The following is a 24,815-nucleotide window of genomic DNA, read 5'->3' on the forward strand; positions in this document are numbered from 1 at the left end:
ACGTGCACGCCACCGCTCTCACCAAGCCGGTGTGTCCGGTCAGGGGTTCGCCGCGTGGCCGGCCGCTGGTCAGGTCCCACACCCGCACCGTGCAGTCGCTGGAGCCGGTCACCGCGACGGGACGCCCGTCCACGACCGTGCACGTGACCGCAATCACCGCGCCGGTGTGTCCGGTGAGAGGTTCGCCGTGCGGCTGACCGCTGGTCAAGTCCCACACCGGCACCGAGAGGTCGAAAGAGCCGGTTACCGCGACCGGTTGCCCTTCCACGACCGCACACGCGACCGCAATCACCGAGCCGGTGTGTCCGGTGAGGGGTTCGCCGCGCGGCCGGTTTCCGATCAGATCCCACACCCGCACCGTGCGGTCGTCGGAGCCGGTCACCGCCATCGGTCGCCCGTCCACGACCGTGCACGCCACCGCATTCACCCAGCCGGTGTGTCCGGGCAGGGGTTCGCCGCGCGGTTGTTCGCTGAACAGGTCCCAAACCCGCACGCTGTGATCCCGGGAGCCGGTCACCGCGACCGGTCGCCCGTCCACGACCGTGCACGCGACCGCAATCACCGCGTCGGTGTGTCCGGTCAGGGGTTCGCCGCGTGGCCGGCCGCTGGTCAGGTCCCACACCCGCACCGTGCAGTCGCCGGCACCGGTCACCGCCACCGGTCGCCCGTCCACGACCGTGCACGCCACCGCAAGCACCCAGCCGGTGGGTCCCATAAGGGACTTGCCGCGTGGTTGTTCGCTGGTCAGGTCCCACACCCGCACCGTGTCGTCGTCGGAGCCGGTCACCGCCACCGGTCGCCCGTCCACGACCGCGCACGCCATCGCAATCACCGCGTCGGTGTGTCCGGTGAGGGGTTCGCCGCGTGGCCGGCCGCTGGTCAGGTCCCACACCCGCACCGTGTGGTCGTCGGAGCCGGTTACTGCGACGGGGCGCCCGTCCACGACCGTGCACGCCACCGCACGCACCGCGTCGGTGTGTCCGGTGAGGGGTCTGCCGCGTGGCCGGCCGCTGGTCAGGTCCCACACCCGCACCGTGCGGTCGTCGGAGCCGGTCACCGCCATCGGTCGCCCGTCCACGACCGTGCACGCCACCGCATTCACCCAGCCGGTGTGTCCTGTGAGGGTGTCGCGCCACGCCGGGTTGAGGTGCCCGCCCGTTGCCGCGACCGCCGTCCACGTGCCCGCGTGGGTCCTGTCGGTGAAGGCGGTCACGAGCGGGGCGGCGTTGTGGCGTGCCGCGTCGAGGGTGAGGATGCGGCGGCGGGTGGTGGGGTCGGTGTGCCGGTGCCGGCCGATGGAGGTGCGGTAGACGGCCCGGGCCGTTCGGGCATCGTCGGTGTGTGCGTGGGGGAAGGCGGGGACGAGGGCGGCCGGGTCGCCGTGGACCAGGTACTCGCTGTCGGCGAGGAGTTCGTCGAGGCGGCCGGCGGCCTCGGCGTGCTTGAGGGCGTGTCGCAGGAGGTAGGGGGGTGCGGTGCCCCAGTCGCGGACGTGGCCGTCGTGGGTGGTGTGCGTGGCCAGGAGGTGGTCGAGGACGTCGTCGGCTGTGGGAGTGGTGGACGGGTCGGTGAGGTGGTCGACCAGGGCCTGGTGGAAGAGGCGGTGGAGCAGGGTGCCGTCGGTGTCGGGGGTGGCGCGCAGGTAGAACAGGGCGTCGGGCAGGAGGATGCGTGCGCGTTCGGGGTCCAGGTCGGCGAACAGGCCGGCGAGCGGCAGGGCCACCTCCAGGGGCATGCCCTCTCCGCGGGCCAGGGCCGTGGCCGCGAGGATGGCGCGGATGTCGCGGCCGTGGGGGTGGGCGGCCAGGTCCAGATCGAGGACGGCGGGAAGCGTCGTGGGGACGGAGGAGCCCAGCCTCACGGCCGCTTCGACGCTGTCCGGGGCGGGTATTCGCGCCAGGTGTCGGGTGAAGATCCCGGCCACCAGGAACGCCCCCCACTGCGCCCGCTGCCCGCCGGGCGGGGAGAGGCGATCGGCGACGGCGCGCGCCAGGCGCTCGCGGATCGCGCGCATCCGAGGCGGGGCGTAGCCGGGCGTCGTCGCGAGGATGCCGGCCAGGTGGTCCGCGACGTCGGCGCGGACCTCGTCGGGGTCGGCGTCGTCCAGGTCCACCAGGCCGCCCGCCGCCTTCGCCAGGTCGAACAGCGCGGCGAACTGCGGCCAAGGACGGGTGGCCACCAGCAGGCGGACTGCCGGGCGGCCATCGGCGCGGACCGTACCGGCCAGGCGCACCAGTTCCGCGCACAACCCAACCGGGTCCGATGCCTCGTCCAAGGCGTCCACGACGACCGCCGGTACCTCGCCCGCGCCGAGGAGCAGGCTCGTGAGCCCGGCGGCGTCCAGCGGTTCGTCCGGTGTGGTGGCGGGGTCGAGTTGGCGCGCGATCGAGGTGAACACCTCGGTGGTGGTGCGGTTGCGGGCGTGGACCGCCGCCAATCGGTCGTTGACCGAGGGGCAGCCCTGCGGATCGCGGGCCAACCGCGCCCGCACGTGCGGCGCGACCGGGACCAGCTCGGGGTGCGCGGCACACGCAAGTGCGCCCAGCAACGCCGACTTGCCCACCCCGGGATTGCCCACCACCACCCGAAGACCACCCGCGTCGACGTCGTCCAGCCACGGCGCGAGCGCGCGCAGCTGGGAGCGCCGGCCGGTGAACTGCGTACCGGCCTTGTCGGCGAAGTGCCGAGCGTCACCCGGGGCGAGGAAGACGCGCAGCGCCGGATCGACATCCGCCACGCTCGCCGCGGCCGGATCGTGGAAGGGATTGGGGAAGAACGGCAACGCCGGTTCGTCCTCGGCCAGGACCATCGCGGTGCTCTGCACGCTCTGCACCGGCCCCGGCATCCGCTCCACCCGCCGGCGCACCCGCCGGGTCACCGTCGAGAACGGGACGTGGGAGCGCGCCGGGTCGGTGTCCAACCCGGTCCGGGCGAGCTCCTCCAACACCTCGGCCAACGCGAGGCTGAACCGCCCGTCGTACGCGTCCTCGCCGCTGCCCGACGCGGCGATCACCCACGCGTTGGCCGGCGCATGCGAACCGTGGACCAGGTGCGGCAGCGCCGCCGCCCGACCGGACCGGCACAGATCGAACAGGAACAACGTCGCCACACCGCACTCCTGCGCGTCGTCCACCCACTGCGCCGCGTTCGTCCCGTGCCCCACCCGCGCGTCCGCCGGCACCACGTCCACCCGCCCCGGATTCGAACCGCTCGCCTTCCCGTGCGAGGCCACGTACACCACCCGCGCCGTTCCGATCGCTCCCGCCACCGCCGCACGCAACGCCGCCGAGCCGACGTCCCGATGCACCCGCGTCGCGTACCCCAGACGCTCCAACGCCGCCGACACCCGCGGCATCACCACGTCCACGAACGGCAACTCCGCCCACGCCGAACCGCCGACCGGAACCTCCTCACCCGAGGCGTCCGCCTCGAAACGCCCGATCCCCACCACCACCGCACGCCCCACGCCCACCCGTGCCCCCTCGTCCGCAGGCAATCCAGCCTGCCAGGCACCGACCGGCCCCACCCGCCGAACACAAGGGTTCCCGCGCCGCGGCCGGCGGGCGTGTGGTTCGCCCGGTCGAAATGGCACCGGATGGCGAGTAGCCGATATACCGTAATGGTCCTATATGTGACACATGCACTACAGTGGCCCCGGGCGCGTCCTCGGGTGTGGCACCCGGCCAAGTAGCCTGTGTGGTAACGGCTTTGGGGACGCTTGGCGAAGCGGGTGAGGTAACCCCCTGGTAGGGTCCGCCGAGGCTGCCACGACGTGATGCGACGGAGAAGGTCATGAAGCTGCTCCCGCTGTTCATTCGACGGCCGATCGAGGCGGTGTACGAGCGCCGGCTGGCCTCGACCCTGGTCGGGCTGCCGCGTCCGCAGAATGTCGGGATCATGCTCGACGGCAACCGGCGCTGGGCGCGCAAGGCGGGACACTCCGACGTGCGGGAGGGCTACCGCGCCGGCGGCGCGAAGGTGACCGAGTTCCTGGGCTGGTGCAGTGCCGCCGGGATCGAGCACGTGACCCTGTTCATGCTCTCCGACGACAACCTCGGCCGGCCCGCCGAGGAGCTGGGCCCGCTGATCGAGATCATCGAGGAGACCGTCCGGGACATCACCGCCGAGGGCCGCTCCTGGGAGGTCCAGGTGATCGGCTCGCTGGACATGCTGCCCGGTGCCGGTGCCCGGGTGCTCAAGGAGGCCACCGCCGCGACGGCCGGGCGCGGCGGGCTCAGGGTGGACGTCGCGGTCGGGTACGGCGGCCGGCGGGAGATCGTCGACGCGGTCAAGAGCGCGTTCGAGCAGCACATGGCGGCCGGCGGCGACCCGGCCGAGCTGGTCGAGCGGTTCGAGATCGAGGACATCTCGCGGCACCTGTACTCGCCGACCGCCGCCCACACCGACTTCATCATCCGCACATCCGGCGAGCAGCGGTTGTCCGGCTTCCTGCTCTGGCAGTCCGCCTACGCCGAGATGCACTGGGTGGACTGCTACTGGCCGGCCTTCCGGCACGTGGACTTCCTGCGCGCACTGCGCTCGTATGCCACCCGCGAACGCCGCTTCGGCAAATAGCGGCCGAGCCGATCAGTCGTCGTCCTGATCCCGGCCGCCGAAGCACCAACTGTGCGCCTCGATGCTCGCGTACAGGTCGGCCCGCGCATACGGGCTCCGCCCGAGCAGCGCCTGCGCCGTCGCGTGGTCCGGGAGTTCGGCCAGGATCGCGGTGCCCAGCCACCGCGCACCGTCCTCGGACAGCAGCGGCCCGCACACGATCAGTGATCCGGCGTGCTCGCCGTCGAACAGATGGCGGCGCTGTTCGGCGTGCAGCGCGTCCCGGGCCGCCGTGCTGCCGGGCCGAGCGTGGGCGAGGAGCAAAAAGCGCGGCCCGGCGGGCGAACCGCCCGTGAAGTCCCACATCTTCCGGCCCAGCGTGTTGCCCCACCGGCGGATCAGCACCTCCGGCTCGTACACGCCCGCCCGGTGGTTCGGCTCGTCGTAGGCGAACTCCCGGACCGCGTCGGCATCCGGCAGATCGACGATGTGCACACTGCCGGTCACCGTCTGCCCGTCGGCGGCGAACGTCGGCCCCCGGGCGATCATGCCCTCGGCGTAGCGGTCCATGAACGCCCAGTGTGCTTCCAGGAGTTCGTCGCGCAGTGCGCGAGTCCCCGGCCGGTCGCGACAGTAGAACAGGTACTCCATGTCGGATCCCCCCGTGCGGTGTCGCCATGCATGCTACGCGCGACGGGCCGGCGGGGGAGCAACCCCGCCGGCCCGTCGGTCGTTCGTGGCAACCGCCCGTCCCGCCTACCCGTGCGGGAACGTCGTCTTCGCCGGACGCACCAGGTCGTCCGCGTAGTTGGCGATCAGGTCCAGGTTGCGGTCGGCCAGGTGGTCGAACACCTGCGGCACGCTCGAACCCGGGGTCAGCGACGCCAACGCGCGCTCCGGGTCGAGCCGGGCCGAGACCCAACCCTCGTGTGAGGACCCGCGCGCGATCACCTCGGCGCCCGGCGTGACGATCATCGAGTTGCCGAAGTACAACACGCCCGCCGGGTCGCTGCCGGTGGCGTTGGCGCCGACGACGTAGACGTGGTTGTCGTACGCCCGCGCGCGGTTGGTGAGTTCCCACAGGTCGGCGGAGCGCAGCAGCGCCGACGGACGGCAGATCACCTCGGCGCCCTGCACGGCCTGGATCCGGCTCAGCTCCGGGTAGTCGCCGTCGAAGCAGATGATCATGCCGATCCGACCGAGGTCGGTCTCCACCACGCTGACGTGCTCACCGGGCGTGACCCACCCACCGCGCGAGCGCAGTTCGGGGCCGAAGGGGTGGGTCTTGCGGTACACGCCGAGCACCTGCCCGTCCGGACCGGCCAGCACCGACGAGTTGTACACCTCGCCGCGCTCGGCGCCGCGCTCGTACGTACCCCACACCAGGTGCACGCCCAACTCCCGGGCCCGCTCCTGGAACGGCTCGGTGAGCCTGCCCGGGACGGCGTCGACCAGGTCCCACAACTCCTCGGCGGGCAGCGCCGGGGTGAAGCCGGTGGTCACACTCTCGGGCAGTACCACCAACTCCGCGCCGGTCGACTCGACGCAGCGGGTCACCCACTGCAACGCGTGGGCGATGTTCGCCTCGACCACCGCCGCGGTGAGCGGCCCCGGGCGAGGCACGACCTGAACGGCCGCGGCCGTGAACGCACGCATGTTGTCGCTCCCTTCCCGAAACGAACCGGATCAGCGCCGACGCGCGATCACGCCGCCGACGATCGCGCCGAGCAGCGCCACCGCCGCTCCGAACAGCGCGCCCTTGGCGAAGTCGTCGCCGGAGAAGGCGGACGCCGGGGCCGCGTACGTACCCGCCGGAGCCGCGACCGCGCCGCCATCCGCCGCCGCCACCACGGGAGTTCCGTTGACCGCGGCCGGCACGCCGCCCTTCGGCGCGGCCGTCGGCGGCGTCTGCCCGGTCAGGATCTTGTCCACCGACTTGAAGAACTCGCCGGCCGTCTTCTTGGCGACCCCGGTCAGCATGCGCTGCCCGACACCGCCGATCACGCCGCCGACCACGGCCTCTGCGTCGTACTCCAACCGCGTCCGGCCGCCGTCGATGTCCTCCAGCGTCACCTTCACCTCGGCGCTGACCGTGCCCGGACCGCCCGAGCCGGACGCCTTGAGCATGAACGAGCCCGGCGGTACCTGGTCGGTGAGCTGCACGTTGCCCAGGTAGGTGCCCTTGATCGAGGCGACGCCCATCGTCACCGTCATCCGGTACGCGTCGGGGCCGGTCTCCTCCAGCTTCTCGCAGCCGGGGATCGTGCGGGTGAGCACGGCCGGGTCGTTCAGCGCCGCCCAGACCTTGTCGGCAGGGGCGTTCAGGATGGCGTTTCCTTGGACCTTCATGCTGGGTCGTGCTCCTTAACGGTGGGTGCCGGCGGCATGGTCGGCGCCCCGGCGCAGCGCCGGGATCTCGCCGGCGGCGAACCGCTTGCGCAGGTGGAAGAGTTCGGACGGCTGGATCGGCATCCGCGTGATCGGGAAGCCCTCGGCGTCCTCGATCGCGGACGCGAACACCGCCGCCGCGGGGATGACGCCCGCCTCGCCCGCGCCCTTGATGCCGAGCGGGTTGAGCGGGGAAGGAGTCTCCAGGTGGTCGATCTCGATCTTGGGGACCTCGCTGGCGTACGGCATCAGGAAGTCCATGAACGACGCGTTCACCAACTGCCCGTGCTCGTCGTACTCCATACGCTCGTACAGCGCGCCGCCGACGCCCTGGGCGACGCCGCCGTGCACCTGGCCCTCGACGATCATCGGGTTGATCAGGTGCCCGCAGTCGTGCACGACGCAGTAGCGCAGGATGCGGATCTCGGCGGTGTCGGGATCGGTCTCCACGATCACCGCGTGCATCCCGTTGGCGAACGTCGCGGTCGGCGGCGAGTAGTAGTCGCGCCCCTCCAGGCCCGGTTCGTCGTCCTCGGCGACCGGCGGCTTGGAGAAGTCGGCCTTGCCGGTCAGCTGGGTGGCCGCCTTGGACGCCTCGTCGAACGCATAACGCAGCGGGTTGGACAACACCGCCACGGTGCCCAGCGCGACCGACGCGCCGGGGCTGCCCTTGACCCGCACGTGGCCGTCCACGATCTCCAGGTCGCGCGGGTCGGCCTCCAGCGCCTCGCCGGCGATCCGCAGCGCCTTGGCCTTGACGTTGCGCGCGGCCAGCGCGATGGCGTTGCCGCTCATCACCGCCGCGCGCGAGGCGAACGTACCCACCGCGTACGGGAATCGGCGGGTGTCGCCGGTGGTGACGGTGACGTCCTCGATCGGCACGCCCAGCTCGTCGGCGACGATCTGCGCGAACACCGTCTGGTGGCCCTGCCCCTGGCTGGTCAGGCCGGTGGCGACGACGACCTTGCCGGTGGTCTCGACCTGGACGTGGCCGCCCTCGTACGGGCCGACGCCGGTGCCCTCGACGTAGCACGCCACGCCGATGCCCACCCGGCGGCCCTCGGCGCGCGCCTGCGCCCGGTACGCCTCGAACTCGTCCCAGCCGACCAGCTTCTTCAGCGCCTCCAGCGAGCCGGGGAAGTCGCCCGAGTCGTAGATCAGCGGCCGGCCGTCCTGGAACAACAGCCCGTGGTCGTACGGCATTTCGTCGGGCTGGATGAAGTTGACCGCGCGCACCTCGGTGCGGTCCTTGCCCAGGCGGTCGGCGATCGCGTCCATCGCCCGCTCCATCGCGAACACGCCCTGCGGGCGGCCCGCGCCGCGATACGGGGTGACTATCACCGTGTTGGTGTACAGGCTGCGGAAGTCGACCCGGTACGCGCCGGGCTTGTACGGGCCGAGCAGCTGCGTCGAGGTGATGATCGGCACGATGATCCCGTACGGGGTGTACGCGCCGTTGTCGTGCAGGATCTCCACGTCCAGGCCGAGCAGTCGGCCGTCGTCGTCGAACCCGACCCGTACGGTCTGGAGTTGGCCGCGCTCGTGGGCGGCGGAGATGAAGTGTTCGCGGCGGTCCTCGGTCCACTTGACCTCGTGGTCGAGCAGCCGGGCCGCCCACGGGATCAGGATCTCCTCGGGCCACGGGTGCACGATCTTGACGCCGAAGCCGCCGCCCACGTCCGGGGTGACGCACTCGACCCGGTCCAGCGGAAGGTCCAACTTGGCCGCCACGGCGGCGCGGACACCCGTGGAGGTCTGGGTCGAGGTGTACACGCGCAGGCTCTCGTCGGCCGCGTCCCAGCGGGCGTAGACGCCCCGGCCCTCCATCGGCATACACGCGCTGCGCTCGATGTCCAGCTTCAGTTCGAGCCGGTTGGGCGCGGCGGCGATCGCGGCCGGCGCGTCGCCGACCTCCTGGACCAGGTGCGCGGCGCAGTTGCCCGGCACGTCGTCGTGCACGAGGCGGTCCGCGCGGAACGCGTTCTCGATGCCGACCACCGGCGGCAGCGCCTCGTACTCGACGGTGATCCGCTCGCACGCGTCCTCGGCGAGGTAGCGGTCGGTGGCCACCACCATCACCACGGCCTCGCCGACGTGGTTGACGAACTCCTTGGCCAGCGGATACGCGGTGCGTCCGTGGGTGAGCGCGGGGTGCGGGATGAGCAGCGGCAGCGGTTCGGCGACCCGGCCGGCCAGGTCCTCGTAGGTGTAGATCGCGATCAGGCCGTCGACGTCGAGCGCGCCGGTGACGTCGATTCCGGTGATCCGGGCCCGCGCGTGCGGACTGCGCACGAACGCGGCCTCGTAGGCGCCCTCGCCCAGGTCGTCGAGGTAGCGGCCGTTGCCGACCAACAGGCGCAGGTCCTCGGTGCGTTGCACCGGTGCGCCGAACATCTTGGTGGTCATCGGGCGTCCCCCTCGGCGTGCGCGCAGCCCTTGCGTTCCTCGGTGATCTTGCCTTCTTGGGAAATCTGGGCTGCCCGCAGCACGGACTTGACGATGTTCTGGTAGCCGGTACAGCGGCACAGGTTGCCGGAGACCGCCTCACGGGCCTCCTCCTCGGTGGGCGTCGGGTTCTCCTCCAGGAAGGCGGAGACGACGGTGAGGAACCCGGGGGTGCAGAAGCCGCACTGGAGGCCGTGGCACTCGCGGAACGCCTGCTGTACGGGGTGCATGGTGCCGTCGGGCTCGGCGAGGCCCTCGACGGTGGTGATCTCGTGGCCCTGGGCGCTGACCGCGAACATCAGGCAGGCGCGCATCGGCTTGCCGTCGATGCGCACGGTACACGCGCCGCAGACGCCGTGTTCGCAGCCGACGTGGGTGCCGGTAAGGCCCAGGTCGTGGCGCAGGCAGTCGGAGAGCAGCCGGCGCGGGGTGACGGTGGTGGTGTGCAGTACGCCGTTCACGCTCAGCCGGATGTCGAGCCGCTGCTCGGTGGGGATCTGCGTCTCGGTCATCGGGCGCTCCGCTCGGTGCTGGTGGTGCCTGTGGTGCCGTTGGGGTCGACCAGGGCCGCGCGCTCGGTGGCGGTGCGCAGTGCCCGGACGGTGAGTACGCCCGCCAGTTGGGCGCGGTATTCGGCGGTGGCGTGGATGTCGCCCTCGGGCTCCAGGCTCCCGGCGGCCAGCGTCGCCGCGTCCTGCCACACGGCGGTGTCGGCGGTGCGGCCGATCAGCGCGTCGGTGAGGTCGAGCACGAGCGGGACGGGGGAGAGCGAGAGGTAGGCGGCGCGGGCCGAGACGATGCGCAGGTCGTCGTCGACGGTGACCGCCGCCGCGACCCCGCACATCGCGTAGTCGCCGTGCCGGCGGGCGATCTCGACGAACTCGGTGCCGGTGCGGCCCGGCAGGCGGGGGAAGTAGGCGGCGACGGCGAGTTCGCCCTCCTCGATGGCGGCCTCCAGCGGGCCGACGAAGAAGTCCTCGGCGGCGACCGTGCGGGTCGAGCCCTTGCGGGCGAGCGTCATCGAGCCGCCGAGCAGGGCGAGTACGGCGGTCATCTCGCCGGAGGGGTCGGCGTGCGCGAGGCTGCCCACGGTGGTGCCGCGGTTGCGGATCACCGGGTGGGCGACCAGGCGCAGGCCCTGGCGCAGCAGCGGGACCGCCGCGTGTGCGGCCTCGTCCGCCTCGACCTCGGCGTGCCGGGCGAGCGCGCCCACCGCGACGCCGCCGGGGTCGGTGCGGACGTAGGCCAACTCGCTGAGCCCGTTGATGTCCACCAGGTGGGCCGGGGCGGCGAGTCTCATGTTGAGCATCGGGATCAGGCTTTGGCCGCCGGCGAGGACCTTTCCGTCGTGGCCGACCTCGGCGAGGGCGTCGAGGGCCTCGGCCAGGTCGGTCGGTGCGTGATATCGGAATGCCGGCGGCTTCACGTGTCGTCCCCTCCAGGTGGTGCGTGCGGTGGTGCGGGTGGGTGGGTCAGCTCTGCGGCGGTGGGGGCGCGGCACTGCTGCCGGCCAACGGCTTGCCGCCGGGCGGGTGTTCCTCCACGGTGCCCAGGGACAGCGCGGTACCGCCCTCGAGTTCGACGTCGGCGGGGGCCTTGGGGTCGCGCATGTGCGCGGGGGCCAGGGCGTGCAGGGCGTGGTAGACCACCAGGGTCACGATGGTGCCGAGCGCGATGCCCTCGATGACGAAGTCGTCGTTGAACTTGATCGCGACGCCGCCGATGCCGATGACCACGCCGGCCGCGACCGGGACGAGGTTGATCGGGTTGGCGAAGTCGACCTTGTTCTCGATCCAGATCTTGGCGCCGAGCAGGCCGATCATGCCGTAGAGCACGACGGTGATGCCGCCGAGCACCCCGCCCGGGGTGGCCGCGATCAGCGCGCCGAACTTCGGACACAGGCCGAACAGCACGGCGACGACTGCGGCCACGTAGTAGGCGGCCGTGGAGTAGACCCGGGTGGCGGCCATCACGCCGATGTTCTCGGCGTAGGTGGTGGTCGGCGAGCCGCCCACGGCGCTGGCCATCATGGTGCCGACACCGTCGGCGGTGATCGCCTTGCCCAGGCTGCCGTCCAGGTCGGCGCCGGTCATCTCGGAGACCGCCTTGACGTGGCCGGCGTTCTCCGCGATCAGCGCGATCACCGCGGGCAGCGCGACCAGGATCGCCGAGGTCTTGAAGTCCGGGGCGTGCGTGGAGGGCATGCCGAACCAGTCGGCCGAGGTGACGCCGGAGAAGTCGACCCGGTCGTGGGCGAACTCCTTGCCGTCGTGCTGTCCGGGCTGCACCGAGGTGATCTGGCCGAACCCCTTGTCGAACAGCCACGACAACACGTAGCCGAAGACGAGCCCGAGGAAGATCGCGATGCGCGACCAGAAGCCGCGCAGCAGCACGGTCATCGCGATCACCGCGGTCATCGTCAGGATCGCGATCCACTGGTCCTGGGGCCAGTAGGTCTTGGCCACCACGGGGGCCAGGTTGAAGCCGATCAGCAGCACCACGGCGCCGGTGACCACCGGCGGCAGGGCCTTGTTGACCACTTCGGCGCCGAGCAGGTGGATCAGCACGCCCGCGAGCGCGAGTACGGCGCCGGCGACCAGGATCGCGCCGGTGACCGTCGCGCTGGAGCCGCCGGAGGCGCGGATCGTGGTGACCGCGCCGACGAACGCGGCGCTGGTGCCGAGGTAGCTGGGGATCTTCCCCTGCACGACGAGCAGGAAGACCACGGTGGCCAGACCCGACATCATGATCGCCAGGTTCGGGTCCAGGCCCATGATCACCGGGAAAACGAATGTCGCGCCGAACATCGCGACGATGTGCTGTGCTCCCAGACCGATGGTCCGACCCCACGAGAGCCGTTCGTCGGGGCGTACGACCTCACCCGGAGGTGGGGTGCTGCCGTCCCCGTAGAGCTTCCATCCCAAGCCGAGTGCCATGTTCAGCCGCCTTCCAGGCGTAGGGGGGTGCGAGGGCGATTCGTTGTCGCACGACCCGGCACGGTGAGCGCGATCCGGTGGAGTCCGCCGGTCTCGCCACGAGGTTGGGGGAAGGTTATGGACGGGTCCGTCACCGGGGCTTGGGTGATAGGTGACAGAGCTCGCCCGGTGGTGTTGTGGAATTCACCCAAGGTTTGTTGCCGTCGTGTGTCGGCGTATGGATGAACGACCAAGGCTTTCTCCGTACGTGCGCGCCGCGCTACAGCCCGCGCATGCGGCGCACCTGGAGCGCCAGCATGATGTTGAGCCGTAGATGCGAGTCGGTGGTGAACGCGCCGAGCAGTCGTTCCAGCTTGCCGATCCGATAGCGCAGCGTGTTGTAGTGGAAATGCAGGATCCGGGCCGTCTCGGCCACGTTCAGGTTGGTGTCCAGGAGCACCTCCAGGGTGGTGCGCAGATCGGTGGTCTCCTCGTCCTCGCGGCTCGCGAGTTCGCCGAGGGTCTCCCGCATGAAGCTGGTCAGTTCGGCGGAGTCGGGGACCAGGCTGAGCAGCCGGTAGACGCCCAGGCTGTCGAAGTCGGCGATGCCGCCCGGGCCGTGCATCTGGCGGCCGACCTTGGCCGCGCGGCGGGCCTGTTCGTACGCCTCGGGGAGCAGCGCCGGGTCGGTGACCACGCGGCTGACCCCGGTGGAGAACGACCGGCGTCCACCGCCGCCGTCGCCGGAGACCTGGGTGACCATCTGGCGGACCGTCTCGCCGGGCGCGGTGCGCTGGGAGGCACCCATCACGACCACCACCTCCTGGCTGTAGCCCACCACCGCCGCGCGCGAGTCGCGCTCGCGCACGACCATGCCCCAGGCGGTGGCGAACCGCTCGTGGGCGGGCCGTAGATCGTCGGAGTCGGGGTCGGGGCTCTCGCCCGGCTCCAGCTGGGCGACCACCACGATCAGCGGGCGGTCGATGGCCCAGCCGAGTGAGGCGCAGTGCCGCACGGTGTGCGCGGGATCGCCCGCCCGCCCGGCCAGCAGGTCGCGCATGAAGTCGCCCTGGTACTTGCTCTCCACGGCGGCGACCGCGAGGTCCTTGGTGATCACGAGGGCGGCGGTGGCCGCGGCCCGTTCGAGCACCTGGATGTCGCTCTCGTCAAGGGTACGACCGGCGGAGATCAGGACCACCCGACCATGGTCGAGGGCGCCGGCCAGGATCGGTACGAGCGCCACGCCGGTACCGGGATCCTCCAGGGCGCCGGCGCCGTGCTTGAAGCGCTCGACGCGGAAGCGGCCGGAGGCGTCGAACAGCGCGCGGCGTGTGGTGGCGGTCTGCCGCGCCGTCTCGCCCTCGTTGTCGGATTCGGAGGACGCCAGGAGCCGGCCGTCGGGGGTGGTGACCATGACGGTGCCGCCGAGCAGGCGGCTGAGCTCGTCGGTGATCGCTTCGAGGGCGCCGCCCGCGAGGACGACGCTGACCAGTGCGCGATGCGCCTCCTCGGAGCGGGCCAGCACCGCGGCCTGCCGATTGAGGATGTCGGTGAGCACCTGGTTGAGGATGTCGTCGAAGGCGACGTCGTCGGGCAGCCGGATGATGGGCAGGCCGACCCGGTCGGCGGCGGCCAGCATGTCGGCGGGCAACTCGTCGAGGTAGCGGCCGAGCTTGATGCCGACCGCGGCCAGCCGGCGCGATTCGAGCGCGGTGACCAGGTCGCACAGGGACTGCGGGGTCTCGCGCAGCGGGTATCCGGTGGTCAGCAGGAGTTCGTGCGGCTTGGTCCACGGCAGGATGTCCGGGACCTCCATCACGTTGAGTCGCTGCACGACGCGGTCCAGGCCGCGCTCGCCGGCCATCAGTTCGGCGCCCGACAGGCTGGAGAGGCTGAGCACGTCGCGGACGGGGACGCCGCGAACGAGCGTGCCGGTACTCGCGGTTCGCACCCCGCCGGGGCCTCCGCCAGGGCTTGGCAGATTACGCGAATTAAGTGCGCCAAGGTTGGCAACTTGCTCCATTCGAGGACCATAGCCATTGGATTACGTTCACAACAGACATAGAGCCGGTCCGATTCAAATCGGTTCGGACAAGACGCCCCACCGGTGCACTCGAGCCTCCGGCGTCACGGGCACACCGTGTCCACGGGTGACTTCGTACCGTTTCCGACGTATACGGCAGCCGCTTCGGACCGCATCGCACTGCACCGCATCGCTTCGCATCGCTCGCACCGGGAGGCACGACCGTGGCAGACCCGGGAGAGGTGAGCCGTGTGCCGGTGCCGGTGGGTGCGGTGACGCCGGCGGGCGCTGCCGCGTCGGTGGGCCCGGTGTCCGTGCCCGGGTCGGCGTCGACGGTGTTGCGGGCGGTGTTGGCGGGGCCCGAGCGGGCCGCTCGGGTGCTCGGGGTGTTTCCGGCCGCGCTGTACCTGGCCGATGTCGACTCCGGGGAGGTCGTGACGGTGTGTACGCACGACGCCGTGCGGCTGCCGAATGCCGTCGTGCTCGCCGCGCGGACCGAGCGGTCGCCGTTTCCGGTGTCGGCCGGTTCCGCCGACGCGCGGATCGGCGGGGGCGCGGTCGGCCTCGGGCCGCTGCGGGTGGACGTGGTCCGGTGGTGGACGCCGCCGCGTCCGCCCGTGCCCGGTGACGTGCGTACCCGCGCCCACGGTGTGACGACCCTGTGCGCCGCGCTGGACACCGCCGCCACCGGGCTGCCCGCCGGCGCCCGGGCCGATCTGGCCGAGCTGAGCCGGTACGCGTACGCCGACCCCGAACGGGCCGCCGGCGCCGCGCTGCGCCTGATCGGGCTCGGGCCCGGGCTGACCCCCAGCGGCGACGACGCGCTCTGCGGCTTCCTGCTCGCGCTGCGCCACCTCGACCCCGGCGCGGCCGGTGCCCGGCACGCGCACACCCTCGGCGCCCGCGTCGCCGCACACGCCCCGGGCCGCACCACCGACCTGTCCGCCGCGCTGCTCGGCCACGCCGCCCGCGGCGACGGCTGTACACAACTGATCGACCTGATCGGCGCGATGGGCCGCGACACCGACGTACTCCCGTGCCTGCGCCGCCTGCTGACGGTGGGTCACACCTCCGGCGCGGACCTCGCCCTCGGCGTGCTCGCCGGCGCCGAGGCGATGCGCACGGGCGCCGCGCCGGCCGAACCCCCGCACCCGAAACTCCCGCACCCGAAACTCCCGCACCCGAAACTCCCGCACTCGAAACTCCCGCACCCGAAACTCCCGTACCCCGAAGGAAGGAGCGCCCGTGAGCAGCGCGCTTGAGCTGCGCCGCGGAACATACCGAGACTCGGTCAGCCTGATGCAGGTGAGCCGATCGGTATCCGCGGTGGACGGGGTGACCAAGGCGCTCGTCGCCATGGCGACCGAACTCAACGTCGGCCTCTTGGCGGGCATGGGCTTCGAAACCCCCGACGGCGCCGGACCCAACGACCTGATCGTGGCGATCCGGGCCGAGGACGAGGACGCGCTGAGCCGTGCCAAGGCGGTCCTGGAGACGTCCCTGGAGCTGTCCACCGGCGGTGGCGGCGGGATCGGCGCGGCCGCCGGCGTGCCGCCGCGCACGATCCGCACCGCCGCCGCCTCCGGCACCGACGCCACCCTGGCGCTGATCTCGGTCCCCGGACCGCACGCCTTCGCCGAGGCCGTCGACGCCCTGGAAGCGGGCCTGGACGTGCTGATCTTCAGCGACAACGTGCCGGTCGAGCAGGAGATCCGGCTCAAGGACATGGGCCGCGAGCGCGGCCTGCTCGTGATGGGCCCGGACTGCGGCACCGCGCTGGTCGGCGGCGTCGGCCTGGGCTTCGCCAACACCGTGCGCGGTGGCCCGATCGGCATCGTGGCCGCCTCCGGCACCGGCTCGCAGGAACTCATGTGCCTGCTGCACGCGGCCGGCAGCGGGGTCAGCCACTGCCTCGGCGTGGGCGGACGCGACCTGAGCGAGGCCGTCGGCGCCCGCTCCACGCTCCAGGCGCTGGCCATGCTGGACGCCGACCCGAACACCGAGCTGATCGTGGTCGTGTCCAAGCCGCCGGCCGACGCGGTGGCCGCCGAGGTCGAGCGTTATGCCGCGACCCTGAGCACGCCGGTGCAGTTGGCCTTCCTCGGGCAGGGCCGGGACGACCTGACGGCCGCCGCCACCAAGGCGCTCGCCGCGATCGGCCACGCCGGCGTCGAGGACCGGGTGTGGCTGCCCGAGTCGCCGCGCACGCCGCGTACCGGCGCGCTGCGCGGGCTGTTCTGCGGCGGCACGTTGTGCGACGAGGCGATGATCATCGCCGCCGACCGGCTCGGACCGGTCGCGTCCAACATCCCGCTGCGGCCCGAGTGGGCGCTGCCCGCCGACATGCACGCGGCCGGCCACCTGATGATCGACTTCGGCGACGACGGCCTGACCGCGGGTCGCCCGCACCCGATGATCGACCCGAGCCTGCGCCTGGAACGCCTCGCCGAGGAACTGGCCGACCCGGCCGCCGCGGTGCTGCTCCTGGACGTCGTACTCGGCCACGGCGCACACGCCGACCCGGCCGCCGACCTGGCCGCGGTGTTGCGCACGGCCGGCCCCGACGCGCCCGTCGTACTGATCTCGCTGTGCGGAACCGACCTGGACCCGCAGGACCTGGAGGCCCAGGCCCGCACGCTGGCCGACGCCGGCGCCGAGGTCCACCTGTCCAATGCCGAGGCCGCCCGGCGCGCCGTGGCGATCGTAGAAGGGCTCGACGCGTGAGCGCTCCCAACCGTCTTCTCACCCAGGACCCGTCGGTGGTCGCGGTCGGCGCCGAACTGCTCGCCGACGCGCTCGCCGCGCAGGCCGTCCCCGTGACCGCCGTCGACTGGCGCCCGCCGCTGCCCGGCACCTCCGACGCGCTGGCCCGCGTACTCGCCGACGAGCGGCGCGACGCGGCCAACAAGGTCGCGATCGAGCGGGTGTTGGCGTCGACGCCGCACCTGGTCGACGTCAAGCCGGCGAGCGAGGCACTGGGCCTGACGGCGGGTCAGTTCCGGCACGCGGGGCCGCCGATCGACTGGGCGCGGGCGTCCGGGCCGATGCGCGGCGCGCTGATCGGCGCGGTGCTCTTCGAGGGCCTGGCCGACACCCCCGAGGCGGCGGAGAAGTTCCTCGCCGACGGGCACGCCGAGCTGGACTCCTGCCACCACCATCACGCGGTGGGGCCGATGGCGGGCGTGGTCAGCCCGTCGATGTGGATGTTCGAGCTGGAGGACACCACGCACGGCACCCGCGCCTGGTGCTCGCTGAACGAGGGCCTGGGCAAGGTGCTGCGCTACGGCGCGTACGGGCCCGAGGTGATCGAGCGGCTGCAGTGGATGTCGGCGGTGCTCGGCCCGCTGCTGCGCACCGCGGTGCGCGCGGGTGAGCCGATCGACATCCGCGCGATCATCGCGCAGATGCTCCAGATGGGCGACGAGGGCCACAACCGCAACCGCGCGGGCACGCTCATGCTCCTGCGCGAACTGCTGCCCAGCATGGTCGACAGCGGCGCGCCGACCAAGGACATCGCCGAGGCGGCCCGCTTCGTCGGCGGCAACGACCACTTCTTCCTGAACCTGGACATGCCGGCGTGCAAGCTGGCCATGGATGCGGGCCGGGACGTACCGGGCTCCTCGCTCGTGGTGGCGATGGCCCGCAACGGCACCGACTTCGGCATCCAGGTCTCCGGCACCGGCGACCGCTGGTACACCGGCCCGGCCGAGGTGCCGGACGGCCTGTACCTGGGCGCCTACGGCCCCGACGACGCCAACCCGGACATCGGCGACTCGGCGATCACCGAGACGGCCGGCATCGGCGGCTTCGCGATGGCGGCGGCGCCGGCGATCGTGCGCTTCATCGGCGGCGAGGTCGACGACGCACTCGCCGCGACGCGGCGGATGTACGAGATCACGCTGGCGGAGAACCCGGCCTACCAGATCCCGGTCCTCGACTTCCGCGGCACACCCACGGGCATCGACGTCACCAAGGTCGTCCGCACCGGCATCCTGCCCCAGATCAACACCGGCATCGCCGGCAAGGTGGCCGGCACCGGCCAGGTCGGCGCCGGCCTGGTAACCCCTCCGGCATCCTGCTTCACCGCGGCCATCGAGGCCCTGTCGGAAGCGGCCCCACCACTCGCCTGACCCGCAACCGGAGAGGGCCCGCCACGCAAGCTCCCGCGCGGCGGGCCCTTTCGGGTCCCGGCAGCCCCCGCGCCGGTCTCCGCGTACGCTGTGAGTCCCGAAACGCGAGGATTCGACACCGTGCCGCACACCCCCGAAGAGCAGATCATCCGCATCGCCGCGACCGCCGGCGAGCCCTTCGGGGTTGCCCTGGGCGGCAGTCGGGGGTTGGCGCGGCACGGGCTCGTGGAGCGGGACGGTGACACCGTCGACCTCGCCCTGGCCGCGCGTGACGGCAAGCGGCTCGGGGCCGCGCGGGCCGCGATCGTGGCCGCGTTGACCGAGGCGGGGTTCGGCGTGGGCGTCGACGGCAAGGCGGCCGGCAAGACCCGGGTCCGGCTCAACGTCCGGGCGCCGGGCGCCAAGCGGGCGATCCCGGTGAGCCTGTACGTCGGGCCGCGTCGGCACGAGCCGGTCGTGGTGGGCGACGTCCCCGTGCTGCATCCCGACGACCTCGCCGCCGCGAAAGTGGTCACCCTGGGGTCGCGGGCCGAACTCCGGGACGCCTTCGACGTGTTCGCGCTCTCCGCCGGCTACGACACCGGGCGGCTGCTCGAACTGGCGCTGGCCTACGACCCCGAACTGCGCGCCGCGGACTTCCTGACCGGGTTCAAGCACGTCACCGAGCGCGAGGACGCGGACTTCCGCCGACTCGGGTACACCGCCGCGCAGGCCGACGCGGTGCGTGCGTACTTCCAGGGCTGGTTCGCCGAACTGTCCGCCCGTGGCAGCCGCCCGATCGCCGCCGCGCTCGACCCGGAGGTCTTGGCGAAACTCGCGCGACTCGCCGAGCCGGCGACGGCGGCGACCGAAGGTGACGAGGACGCGTGAGCCGCCTCAGGACCGCCGGCCCCCGGGTGTGACCAACCCCGTCTCGTACGCCAACACCACCGCCTGCGCCCGGCTGGACAGGTTCAGCTTGGCCAGCGCCCGGTTGAAGTGGGTCTTGACGGTGGACTCCGTGACCACGAGCGTGCCGGCGATCTCGGTGTTGGCAAGGCCCTTGCCGACCAGGCGCAGCACCTCCAACTCCCGTCCGGTCAGCGCGTCCAGGGCCGGCGGCACGTCGGCGTCCGGCGAGGCGGGCGCGGCTGCCACGTACGTCTCGATCAGTCGCCGGGTGACGCTGGGCGCGAAGAGCATGTCGCCGGCCATCACCGCGTCGATCGCGGCGAGCAGTCGTTGCGGGCCGATCTCCTTGAGCAGGAACCCGGAGGCGCCGGCGCGCAGGGCGGCGTAGACGTACTCGTCCAGGTCGAAGGTGGTCAGCATGACGATCCGGGGCGGGTTGCCCTCGGCGGCGGCGAGGATGCGTTCCGTGGCGACCACGCCGCTCACCCCGGGCATCCGGATGTCCATCAGGATCAGTTCGGGTCGCAGCTTCGCCGCCATGTCCACGGCCTCGGCCCCGTCGGACGCCTCGCCCACCACGTCGATGCCGGGGGCCGCGCGTAACAGGGCGGCCAGACCCGCCCGGATCAGGACCTGGTCGTCCACCACAAGTACCTTGGTCACCCCGTCGTTCCTTCCGTCACGTCGGTCCGAGGCGACCTACGTGTCGCCCGTGCCCCCGACCTTGCCGCCCGACGTGCCGGGCTCGGCCGGGATGGGCAGGACGAGGCCGACCTCGAACCCTCCTTCCGGGCGCGGTTCGGCGGAGAACGTCCCGCCGTAGAGCCTGGCGCGCTCGGACATGCCGATCAGGCCGTGTCCGGACGCGCCCCCGATTCTGCCCGAATTCCGGGTCTGTGGGGTCGCGTCGGGGTCGGGTTCCCCGCCGTCGTCGCACACCGCTATGCGCAGTCGGGTGGGTTCGTACTCCACCGTCAGTTCCACCCGCGCGGTGCGGGCGTGTTTGAGCACGTTGGTCAGGGCCTCCTGGACGATCCGGTACGCGCACAACTCGACGCCGGGCGAGAGCGGACGGGCGATGCCGACCCGTCGGATGTCCACCGACACCCCCGCCGCCCGGATTCGGCGCACCACGTCGTCGAGGCGGGCCAGGCCGGGCGCCGGGTCCATGGTGTCGTCGGCGGCGGGTCGGTCCGGGCCGGGCACGCACACGGCGTCCATGTCCTCGGGATCGGCGCGCAGCAGCAGCAACATCCGGCGCATCTCGTCCAGCGCCTCGCGGGTGGTCTCCCCGATGGTGTGCAACGCCGCCTGGGCGGTGGGCGGATCGGAGCTGATCACATACTCGGCCAGCCCGGCCTGTACCGAGATCACCGAGACGTGGTGGGCGACCACGTCGTGCAGTTCGCGCGCGATGCGCACCCGCTCGTCGGTGACCGCGCGCCGCGCCCGCGCCTCCTGTTCGCGGGCCAGCTTGGCGGTCAACAGCGCCAACTGCGCGTTGCGTTCGCCCAGTCGACGGGCGGCCGTGCCGAACCAGCAGACAACGGGCGGAACGGTCAGGATCTGCGCGACGACGGTGACCATCGAGCCGCCGTCGGCGGCGAGGCCGGCGTAGATCCAGGTGGCGCCCACGGCGGCGATCGCCACCGCCGCGATCCGCACGGGCCGATGCGAGGCGACCGTGTACAGCGCGAGCAGCGAACCCAGGGAGTTCACCACCGGCCAGTAACCCAGGGCGATGAACCAGATCTGGAGCGCGAGCATCACGAACAGCACGGCGACGGGGGCGCGCCGGCGGACCAGGAGGGGGAGATTGATCAGGACGATCAGGACGAAACCGAATGTGTCGGTATGCCGCCAGTTCCCGGTCGGGTCCTCGCGCGCCAGCAACAGGCTGACCACCATGTCGGCGACCGCCAGCGTCACGTCCACGGCTCGCGGAGGAACGCCGGCGGGCAATCTCTTCCACACCGTTCGGGCCCGCATCGGCGCAGCGTAGCCCGCAGGCGACGCCGTGTCGTCGAACCGGCGGTCCAGGTGCGCATACCGCGCTGGTTGTAGGTCGGGGGCGGGGGTCTCGGGAGGCCCCGGGGAGAGCAGTGGCGGGTTCCGCGTCGGCACGGCCCGATTCGGGCAGGTAAGGATGACAGGGATCGGGCCGCTCTTTGGCACATGTTGCCGTCGAGAGTGCGGCTGGTACAGCGTGTACTGAACACCGATCGTTCGGGCGGGGCGACGCCGAGTGCCCCCCGCCCGGGCGTTACGGGTGTGGCGAAAGGTGTGGGCGTGGCGCAGGCGTGGTGGGGCGGCGAGGACGTCGACGGGCCGGACGCGGTGGCCGCGCGTCTGGACGGCGTGGACTACCTGGCCGGGGACGGTGTCGGTACCGCCGCGTTTCTCGCGCTGCGGATGGGCCGCCCGCTGCTGGTCGAGGGCGAGCCCGGCGTGGGCAAGACCGCACTCGCCGGGGCCCTCGCACAGGCGTTCGCCGTACCGTTGTTCCGGCTCCAGTGCTACGAGGGCCTGGACGCCTCGCAGGCGCTCTACGACTGGGACTTCCCGCGCCAGATGTTGCACCTGCGGGCGGCCGGCGCGGCGGGGGAGAGCGACGCCGCGACGCTGGAGGCCGGGCTGTACGACCGGCGCTATCTGATCTCGCGGCCGGTGCTGGCGGCGATCGAGGCGTCGCCGGCGGTGCTGCTCGTGGACGAGGTGGATCGGGCCGACGACGAGTTCGACGCGTTCCTCCTCGAAGTGTTGTCCGATTTCGCGGTGACGGTGCCCGAGTTGGGGCGGATCGCCGCGACGGTGCCGCCGCTGGTGGTGCTCACCTCCAACCGCACCCGCGAACTGCACGACGCGCTCAAGCGGCGCTGCCTCTACCACTGGCTGGACCACCCCGACCACGCCCGCGAGGTGGCCATCGTGCGCCGCCGGCTGCCCGAGGTGAGCACGCGGCTGGCCGAGGACGTGGTGCGCGCGGTGGGCCGGCTGCGCGCGGCCGACCTGGTCAAGCCGCCCGGCGTCGCGGAGACCCTGGACTGGGCGGGCGCGCTGCTCGTGCTGGGCGTGCGAGAACTGGACCCGGAGGCCGCCGCCCGCACCCTGGGCGCGGTGCTCAAGCACCGCGAGGACCTGGAGAGCGTACGGGCGGCCGGGTTCGACCGGCTGCTCGTGGTGGGCGGCTGAGATGAGCGCGCGCAGCCCCCTGGACGCCGCCACGCTGCGCGCCGCGGCGAACGCGCCGACCCGCCGGGACGGGATGGAGGTCCTGGTCGGATTCGCCCGCACGGTGCGGGCCGCCGGGGTCGCGGCCGATCCCGAGCGGGTACGGGTGTTCCTGGCCGCCGCCGCCGAACTGGGCGCCGATCGGCGCGAGGACACCTACTGGGCCGGGCGGCTCGCGCTGTGCTCGGCGCCGCAGGAACTGGCCCGCTACGACGCCGCGTTCGCGGCGTACTTCGGCGCCGAACAGCCCGTGCCGGGCCGCCGCCGGCCGCGCGTGGACGTCGAGCGCGCGGTGGGTGTGCCGGACACCGCGTCCGCCCCGCCGCGGGGCGACGAGCGGGACGGGGAGGCGCGGGTGGCCGCCGCGGACCGGACCGAGATCCTGCGCCGGCGCGACATCGCCTCGCTCGACCCGGCCGCGCGCGCCGAACTGCGCCGACTGCTCGCGCTGCTGCGCCCGGCCGCGCCCACCCGCCGCACCCGGCGCCGCCGCCCGGCCCGACACGGCCGGATCGACCGCACCCGCACCGTGCGGGCCGCGCTGCGCACCGGCGAGTTGGACCGGCTGCACCGGGCAGCGCGCACGGTGCGACCGCGCCGCCTGGTGCTGCTCCTGGACGTCAGCGGCTCGATGGCACCGTACGCGGACGCGTTGTTGCGGCTCGGCCACGCCGCGGTGCGCCGGCGTCGGGGCACCGAGGTGTTCACCGTAGGCACTCGGCTGACCCGGATCAGTCGCGAGCTGGGCCACGCCGACCCGGATCGGGCGCTGGCCGCCGCATCCGCCGTGGTGCCCGATTTCAGCGGCGGCACGAGGCTCGGCGACCAGTTGCACACGTTTCTGACCCACTGGGGTCGGCGGGGCGTGGCCCGGGGCGCCGTGGTGGTGATCGCCTCCGACGGCTGGGAACGCGGCGATCCGGAGCCGCTGGCGGTGGCCATGGCCCGACTGCACCGGCTCGCGCATCGGGTGATCTGGGTCAATCCGCACCGGGCCCGGGATGGGTATCAACCCCTTGCGGCGGGTATGGCCGCGGCCCTCCCGTACGTTGACGACTTTGTCGCCGGGCACAGCCTGGCCGCCCTGGAGGAACTGTGTGCACTGCTGGTCGACGAGCGAGGGGCCCGGTGATCGGCCGTGCGTGAACTGCTCGACCACCTCGAGGCGTGGTATCGGACCGGACGCACCTTCGCGCTGGCCACGGTGGTGTCCACGCTGCGCAGCGCGCCGCGCGACGCCGGCGCGGTGATGGCCGTCTCCGCCGACGGCGTGGCACTCGGCAGCGTGTCGGGCGGGTGCGTCGAGGGGGCGGTGTACGAGCTGGCCCTGGAGGTCGTCGAGGACGGCCGACCGCGCACCGCGGCCTACGGGATCAGCGACGACGACGCGCTGATGGTGGGCCTGACCTGCGGCGGCACCCTGGAGGTGTACGTCGAGCCGGTCGACCCGAGCCGCTTCCCGGAATTCCCCGAGCTGATCGCCGCGCTGCGCGAGGGCCGCCCGATCGCGGTGGCGACGGTGGTCTCCACCCCCACGCCGGAGAGACTCGGCACGCGGGTGCTGGTCGGCCCGGACGAGGGCGACGGGGACGACCCGCGGACGGCCTCCATACGCGCGATGCTGGACGCCGACCGCACCACGCTGGCCGGCTCGGACGGCGACGGGCTGGTTCCGGTCCAGGCGCTGGGGGTGCGGCAGGACGAGGTGGTCTTCGTCCGCTCGCACGTGCCGCGCCCGCGCCTGCTGGTGTTCGGCTCCAACGACTACGCGGTGGCGGTGGCCCGGGCGGGCGCGTTCGCCGGGTTCCGGGTGACCGTGTGCGACGCCCGGCCGGTGTTCGCCACCGCGGACCGCTTCCCCGGCGTGGACGAGCTGGTCGTGGACTGGCCGGACCGCTACCTGGCGGACACCCGGGTCGACGCGCGCACCGCGATCTGCGTACTCACCCACGACCCGAAGTTCGATGTGCCGGTTCTGGTCCGGGCGTTGCGGATGCCGGTCGGCTACGTGGGCGCGATGGGCAGCCGCCGCGCCCACGAGGACCGACTGCTGCGACTGCGCGAGGCGGGGATGACCGAGGCGGAACTGGAGCGCCTGCACTCCCCCATCGGCCTCGACCTGGGCGCCCGCACCCCCCAGGAAACCGCCATCGCGGTACTGGCCGAGATCATCCGATCCCACCACGGCGGCACCACCCGCCCCTTGTCCCTCACCACAGGCCGCATCCACCGCTGACC

At 72.6% G+C, this 24,815-nt stretch carries 19 protein-coding genes; 8 read left to right on the top strand and 11 right to left on the bottom strand.

Annotation, left to right across the window (positions count from 1 at the left end):
- The coding region (locus tag ACWGR4_RS26195; RefSeq protein ID WP_452134249.1) for an AAA family ATPase at positions 1–3,472 on the bottom strand (3,472 nt) is incomplete at its 3' end.
- A 320-nt stretch (positions 3,473–3,792) separates the two neighbouring features.
- Between ACWGR4_RS26195 and ACWGR4_RS26200 the strand changes: the two genes are divergently transcribed.
- Entirely contained in the window at positions 3,793–4,575 is a 783-nt protein-coding gene (locus tag ACWGR4_RS26200) for an isoprenyl transferase (protein WP_126641854.1), read from the top strand.
- A 12-nt stretch (positions 4,576–4,587) separates the two neighbouring features.
- On the opposite strand, the gene ACWGR4_RS26205 is transcribed toward ACWGR4_RS26200, so the two are convergent.
- The 8 genes from ACWGR4_RS26205 to ACWGR4_RS26240 form a co-directional block, all read right to left on the bottom strand.
- Positions 4,588–5,205, bottom strand: coding sequence for a YciI family protein (locus ACWGR4_RS26205; RefSeq protein ID WP_452128713.1), 618 nt, complete (start codon positions 5,203–5,205; stop codon positions 4,588–4,590).
- A gap of 105 nt (positions 5,206–5,310) precedes the next feature.
- A complete protein-coding gene (locus tag ACWGR4_RS26210) occupies positions 5,311–6,210 on the bottom strand; it encodes a carbon-nitrogen hydrolase family protein (protein WP_380003847.1) in 900 nt (299 codons plus the stop codon).
- Positions 6,211–6,240: 30 nt separating this feature from the next.
- Positions 6,241–6,903 carry an SRPBCC family protein gene (locus ACWGR4_RS26215; RefSeq protein ID WP_452128714.1) on the bottom strand — a complete coding sequence of 221 codons (663 nt, stop codon included), beginning with the start codon at positions 6,901–6,903 and terminating at the stop codon, positions 6,241–6,243.
- Between the two features lie 15 nt (positions 6,904–6,918).
- Entirely contained in the window at positions 6,919–9,348 is a 2,430-nt protein-coding gene (cutA, locus tag ACWGR4_RS26220; protein ID WP_452128715.1) for an aerobic carbon-monoxide dehydrogenase large subunit, read from the bottom strand.
- Positions 9,345–9,899, bottom strand: a complete 555-nt coding sequence (locus ACWGR4_RS26225; protein ID WP_452128716.1) for a (2Fe-2S)-binding protein — start codon at positions 9,897–9,899, stop codon at positions 9,345–9,347. The genes cutA and ACWGR4_RS26225 overlap by 4 nt, the downstream gene beginning before the upstream one ends.
- Positions 9,896–10,813 (bottom strand): FAD binding domain-containing protein, encoded by a 918-nt coding sequence (locus ACWGR4_RS26230; protein ID WP_380003853.1) that lies wholly within the window; start codon positions 10,811–10,813, stop codon positions 9,896–9,898. Before ACWGR4_RS26230 ends, ACWGR4_RS26225 begins: the two co-directional genes overlap by 4 nt.
- A gap of 46 nt (positions 10,814–10,859) precedes the next feature.
- Positions 10,860–12,323, bottom strand: a complete 1,464-nt coding sequence (locus ACWGR4_RS26235) for a uracil-xanthine permease family protein (RefSeq protein WP_126641861.1) — start codon at positions 12,321–12,323, stop codon at positions 10,860–10,862.
- 259 nt (positions 12,324–12,582) lie between these two features.
- Complete coding sequence (locus ACWGR4_RS26240; RefSeq protein ID WP_380003854.1) at positions 12,583–14,253, bottom strand: PucR family transcriptional regulator; 1,671 nt, start codon at positions 14,251–14,253, stop codon at positions 12,583–12,585.
- A gap of 296 nt (positions 14,254–14,549) precedes the next feature.
- Here ACWGR4_RS26240 and ACWGR4_RS26245 point away from each other — a divergent pair, with 296 nt between their 5' ends.
- From ACWGR4_RS26245 to ACWGR4_RS26260, 4 genes are all read left to right on the top strand, one after another.
- Complete coding sequence (locus ACWGR4_RS26245; RefSeq protein ID WP_452128717.1) at positions 14,550–15,587, top strand: DUF2877 domain-containing protein; 1,038 nt, start codon at positions 14,550–14,552, stop codon at positions 15,585–15,587.
- Positions 15,571–17,049 carry an FdrA family protein gene (locus ACWGR4_RS26250; protein ID WP_452128718.1) on the top strand — a complete coding sequence of 493 codons (1,479 nt, stop codon included), beginning with the start codon at positions 15,571–15,573 and terminating at the stop codon, positions 17,047–17,049. Before ACWGR4_RS26245 ends, ACWGR4_RS26250 begins: the two co-directional genes overlap by 17 nt.
- Positions 17,046–18,455 carry a YlbE family protein gene (locus tag ACWGR4_RS26255; RefSeq protein ID WP_380003857.1) on the top strand — a complete coding sequence of 470 codons (1,410 nt, stop codon included), beginning with the start codon at positions 17,046–17,048 and terminating at the stop codon, positions 18,453–18,455. The genes ACWGR4_RS26250 and ACWGR4_RS26255 overlap by 4 nt, the downstream gene beginning before the upstream one ends.
- A 120-nt stretch (positions 18,456–18,575) precedes the next feature.
- The gene (locus tag ACWGR4_RS26260) at positions 18,576–19,325 is read left to right on the top strand and encodes a nucleotidyl transferase AbiEii/AbiGii toxin family protein (protein WP_452128719.1); all 750 of its coding nucleotides are present in this window, start codon (positions 18,576–18,578) and stop codon (positions 19,323–19,325) included.
- Positions 19,326–19,331: 6 nt separating this feature from the next.
- Here the strand turns inward: ACWGR4_RS26260 and ACWGR4_RS26265 are convergent, their stop codons facing one another.
- Together ACWGR4_RS26265 and ACWGR4_RS26270 are read right to left on the bottom strand one after the other, a co-directional pair.
- Positions 19,332–20,009 (bottom strand): response regulator, encoded by a 678-nt coding sequence (locus tag ACWGR4_RS26265; protein ID WP_452128720.1) that lies wholly within the window; start codon positions 20,007–20,009, stop codon positions 19,332–19,334.
- Positions 20,010–20,045: 36 nt separating this feature from the next.
- Positions 20,046–21,335: a sensor histidine kinase gene (locus ACWGR4_RS26270; protein ID WP_452128721.1), complete on the bottom strand. Its 1,290-nt coding sequence runs from the start codon at positions 21,333–21,335 to the stop codon at positions 20,046–20,048.
- Positions 21,336–21,635: 300 nt separating this feature from the next.
- On the opposite strand from ACWGR4_RS26270, the gene ACWGR4_RS26275 reads away from it, so the two are divergent.
- Genes ACWGR4_RS26275 through ACWGR4_RS26285 form a run of 3 tightly spaced genes read left to right on the top strand, consistent with a single transcriptional unit; the run spans position 21,636 to position 24,813 of the window.
- On the top strand, positions 21,636–22,538 hold the full coding sequence (locus ACWGR4_RS26275; RefSeq protein ID WP_380003861.1) for an AAA family ATPase: 903 nt from the start codon (positions 21,636–21,638) through the stop codon (positions 22,536–22,538).
- A gap of 1 nt (position 22,539) precedes the next feature.
- Positions 22,540–23,709: a vWA domain-containing protein gene (locus ACWGR4_RS26280; RefSeq protein ID WP_452128722.1), complete on the top strand. Its 1,170-nt coding sequence runs from the start codon at positions 22,540–22,542 to the stop codon at positions 23,707–23,709.
- Between the two features lie 6 nt (positions 23,710–23,715).
- Positions 23,716–24,813, top strand: coding sequence for an XdhC family protein (locus ACWGR4_RS26285; protein WP_380003863.1), 1,098 nt, complete (start codon positions 23,716–23,718; stop codon positions 24,811–24,813).
- Positions 24,814–24,815: the final 2 nt, after the last annotated feature.

The organism is Embleya sp. NPDC055664, from assembly GCF_053618075.1.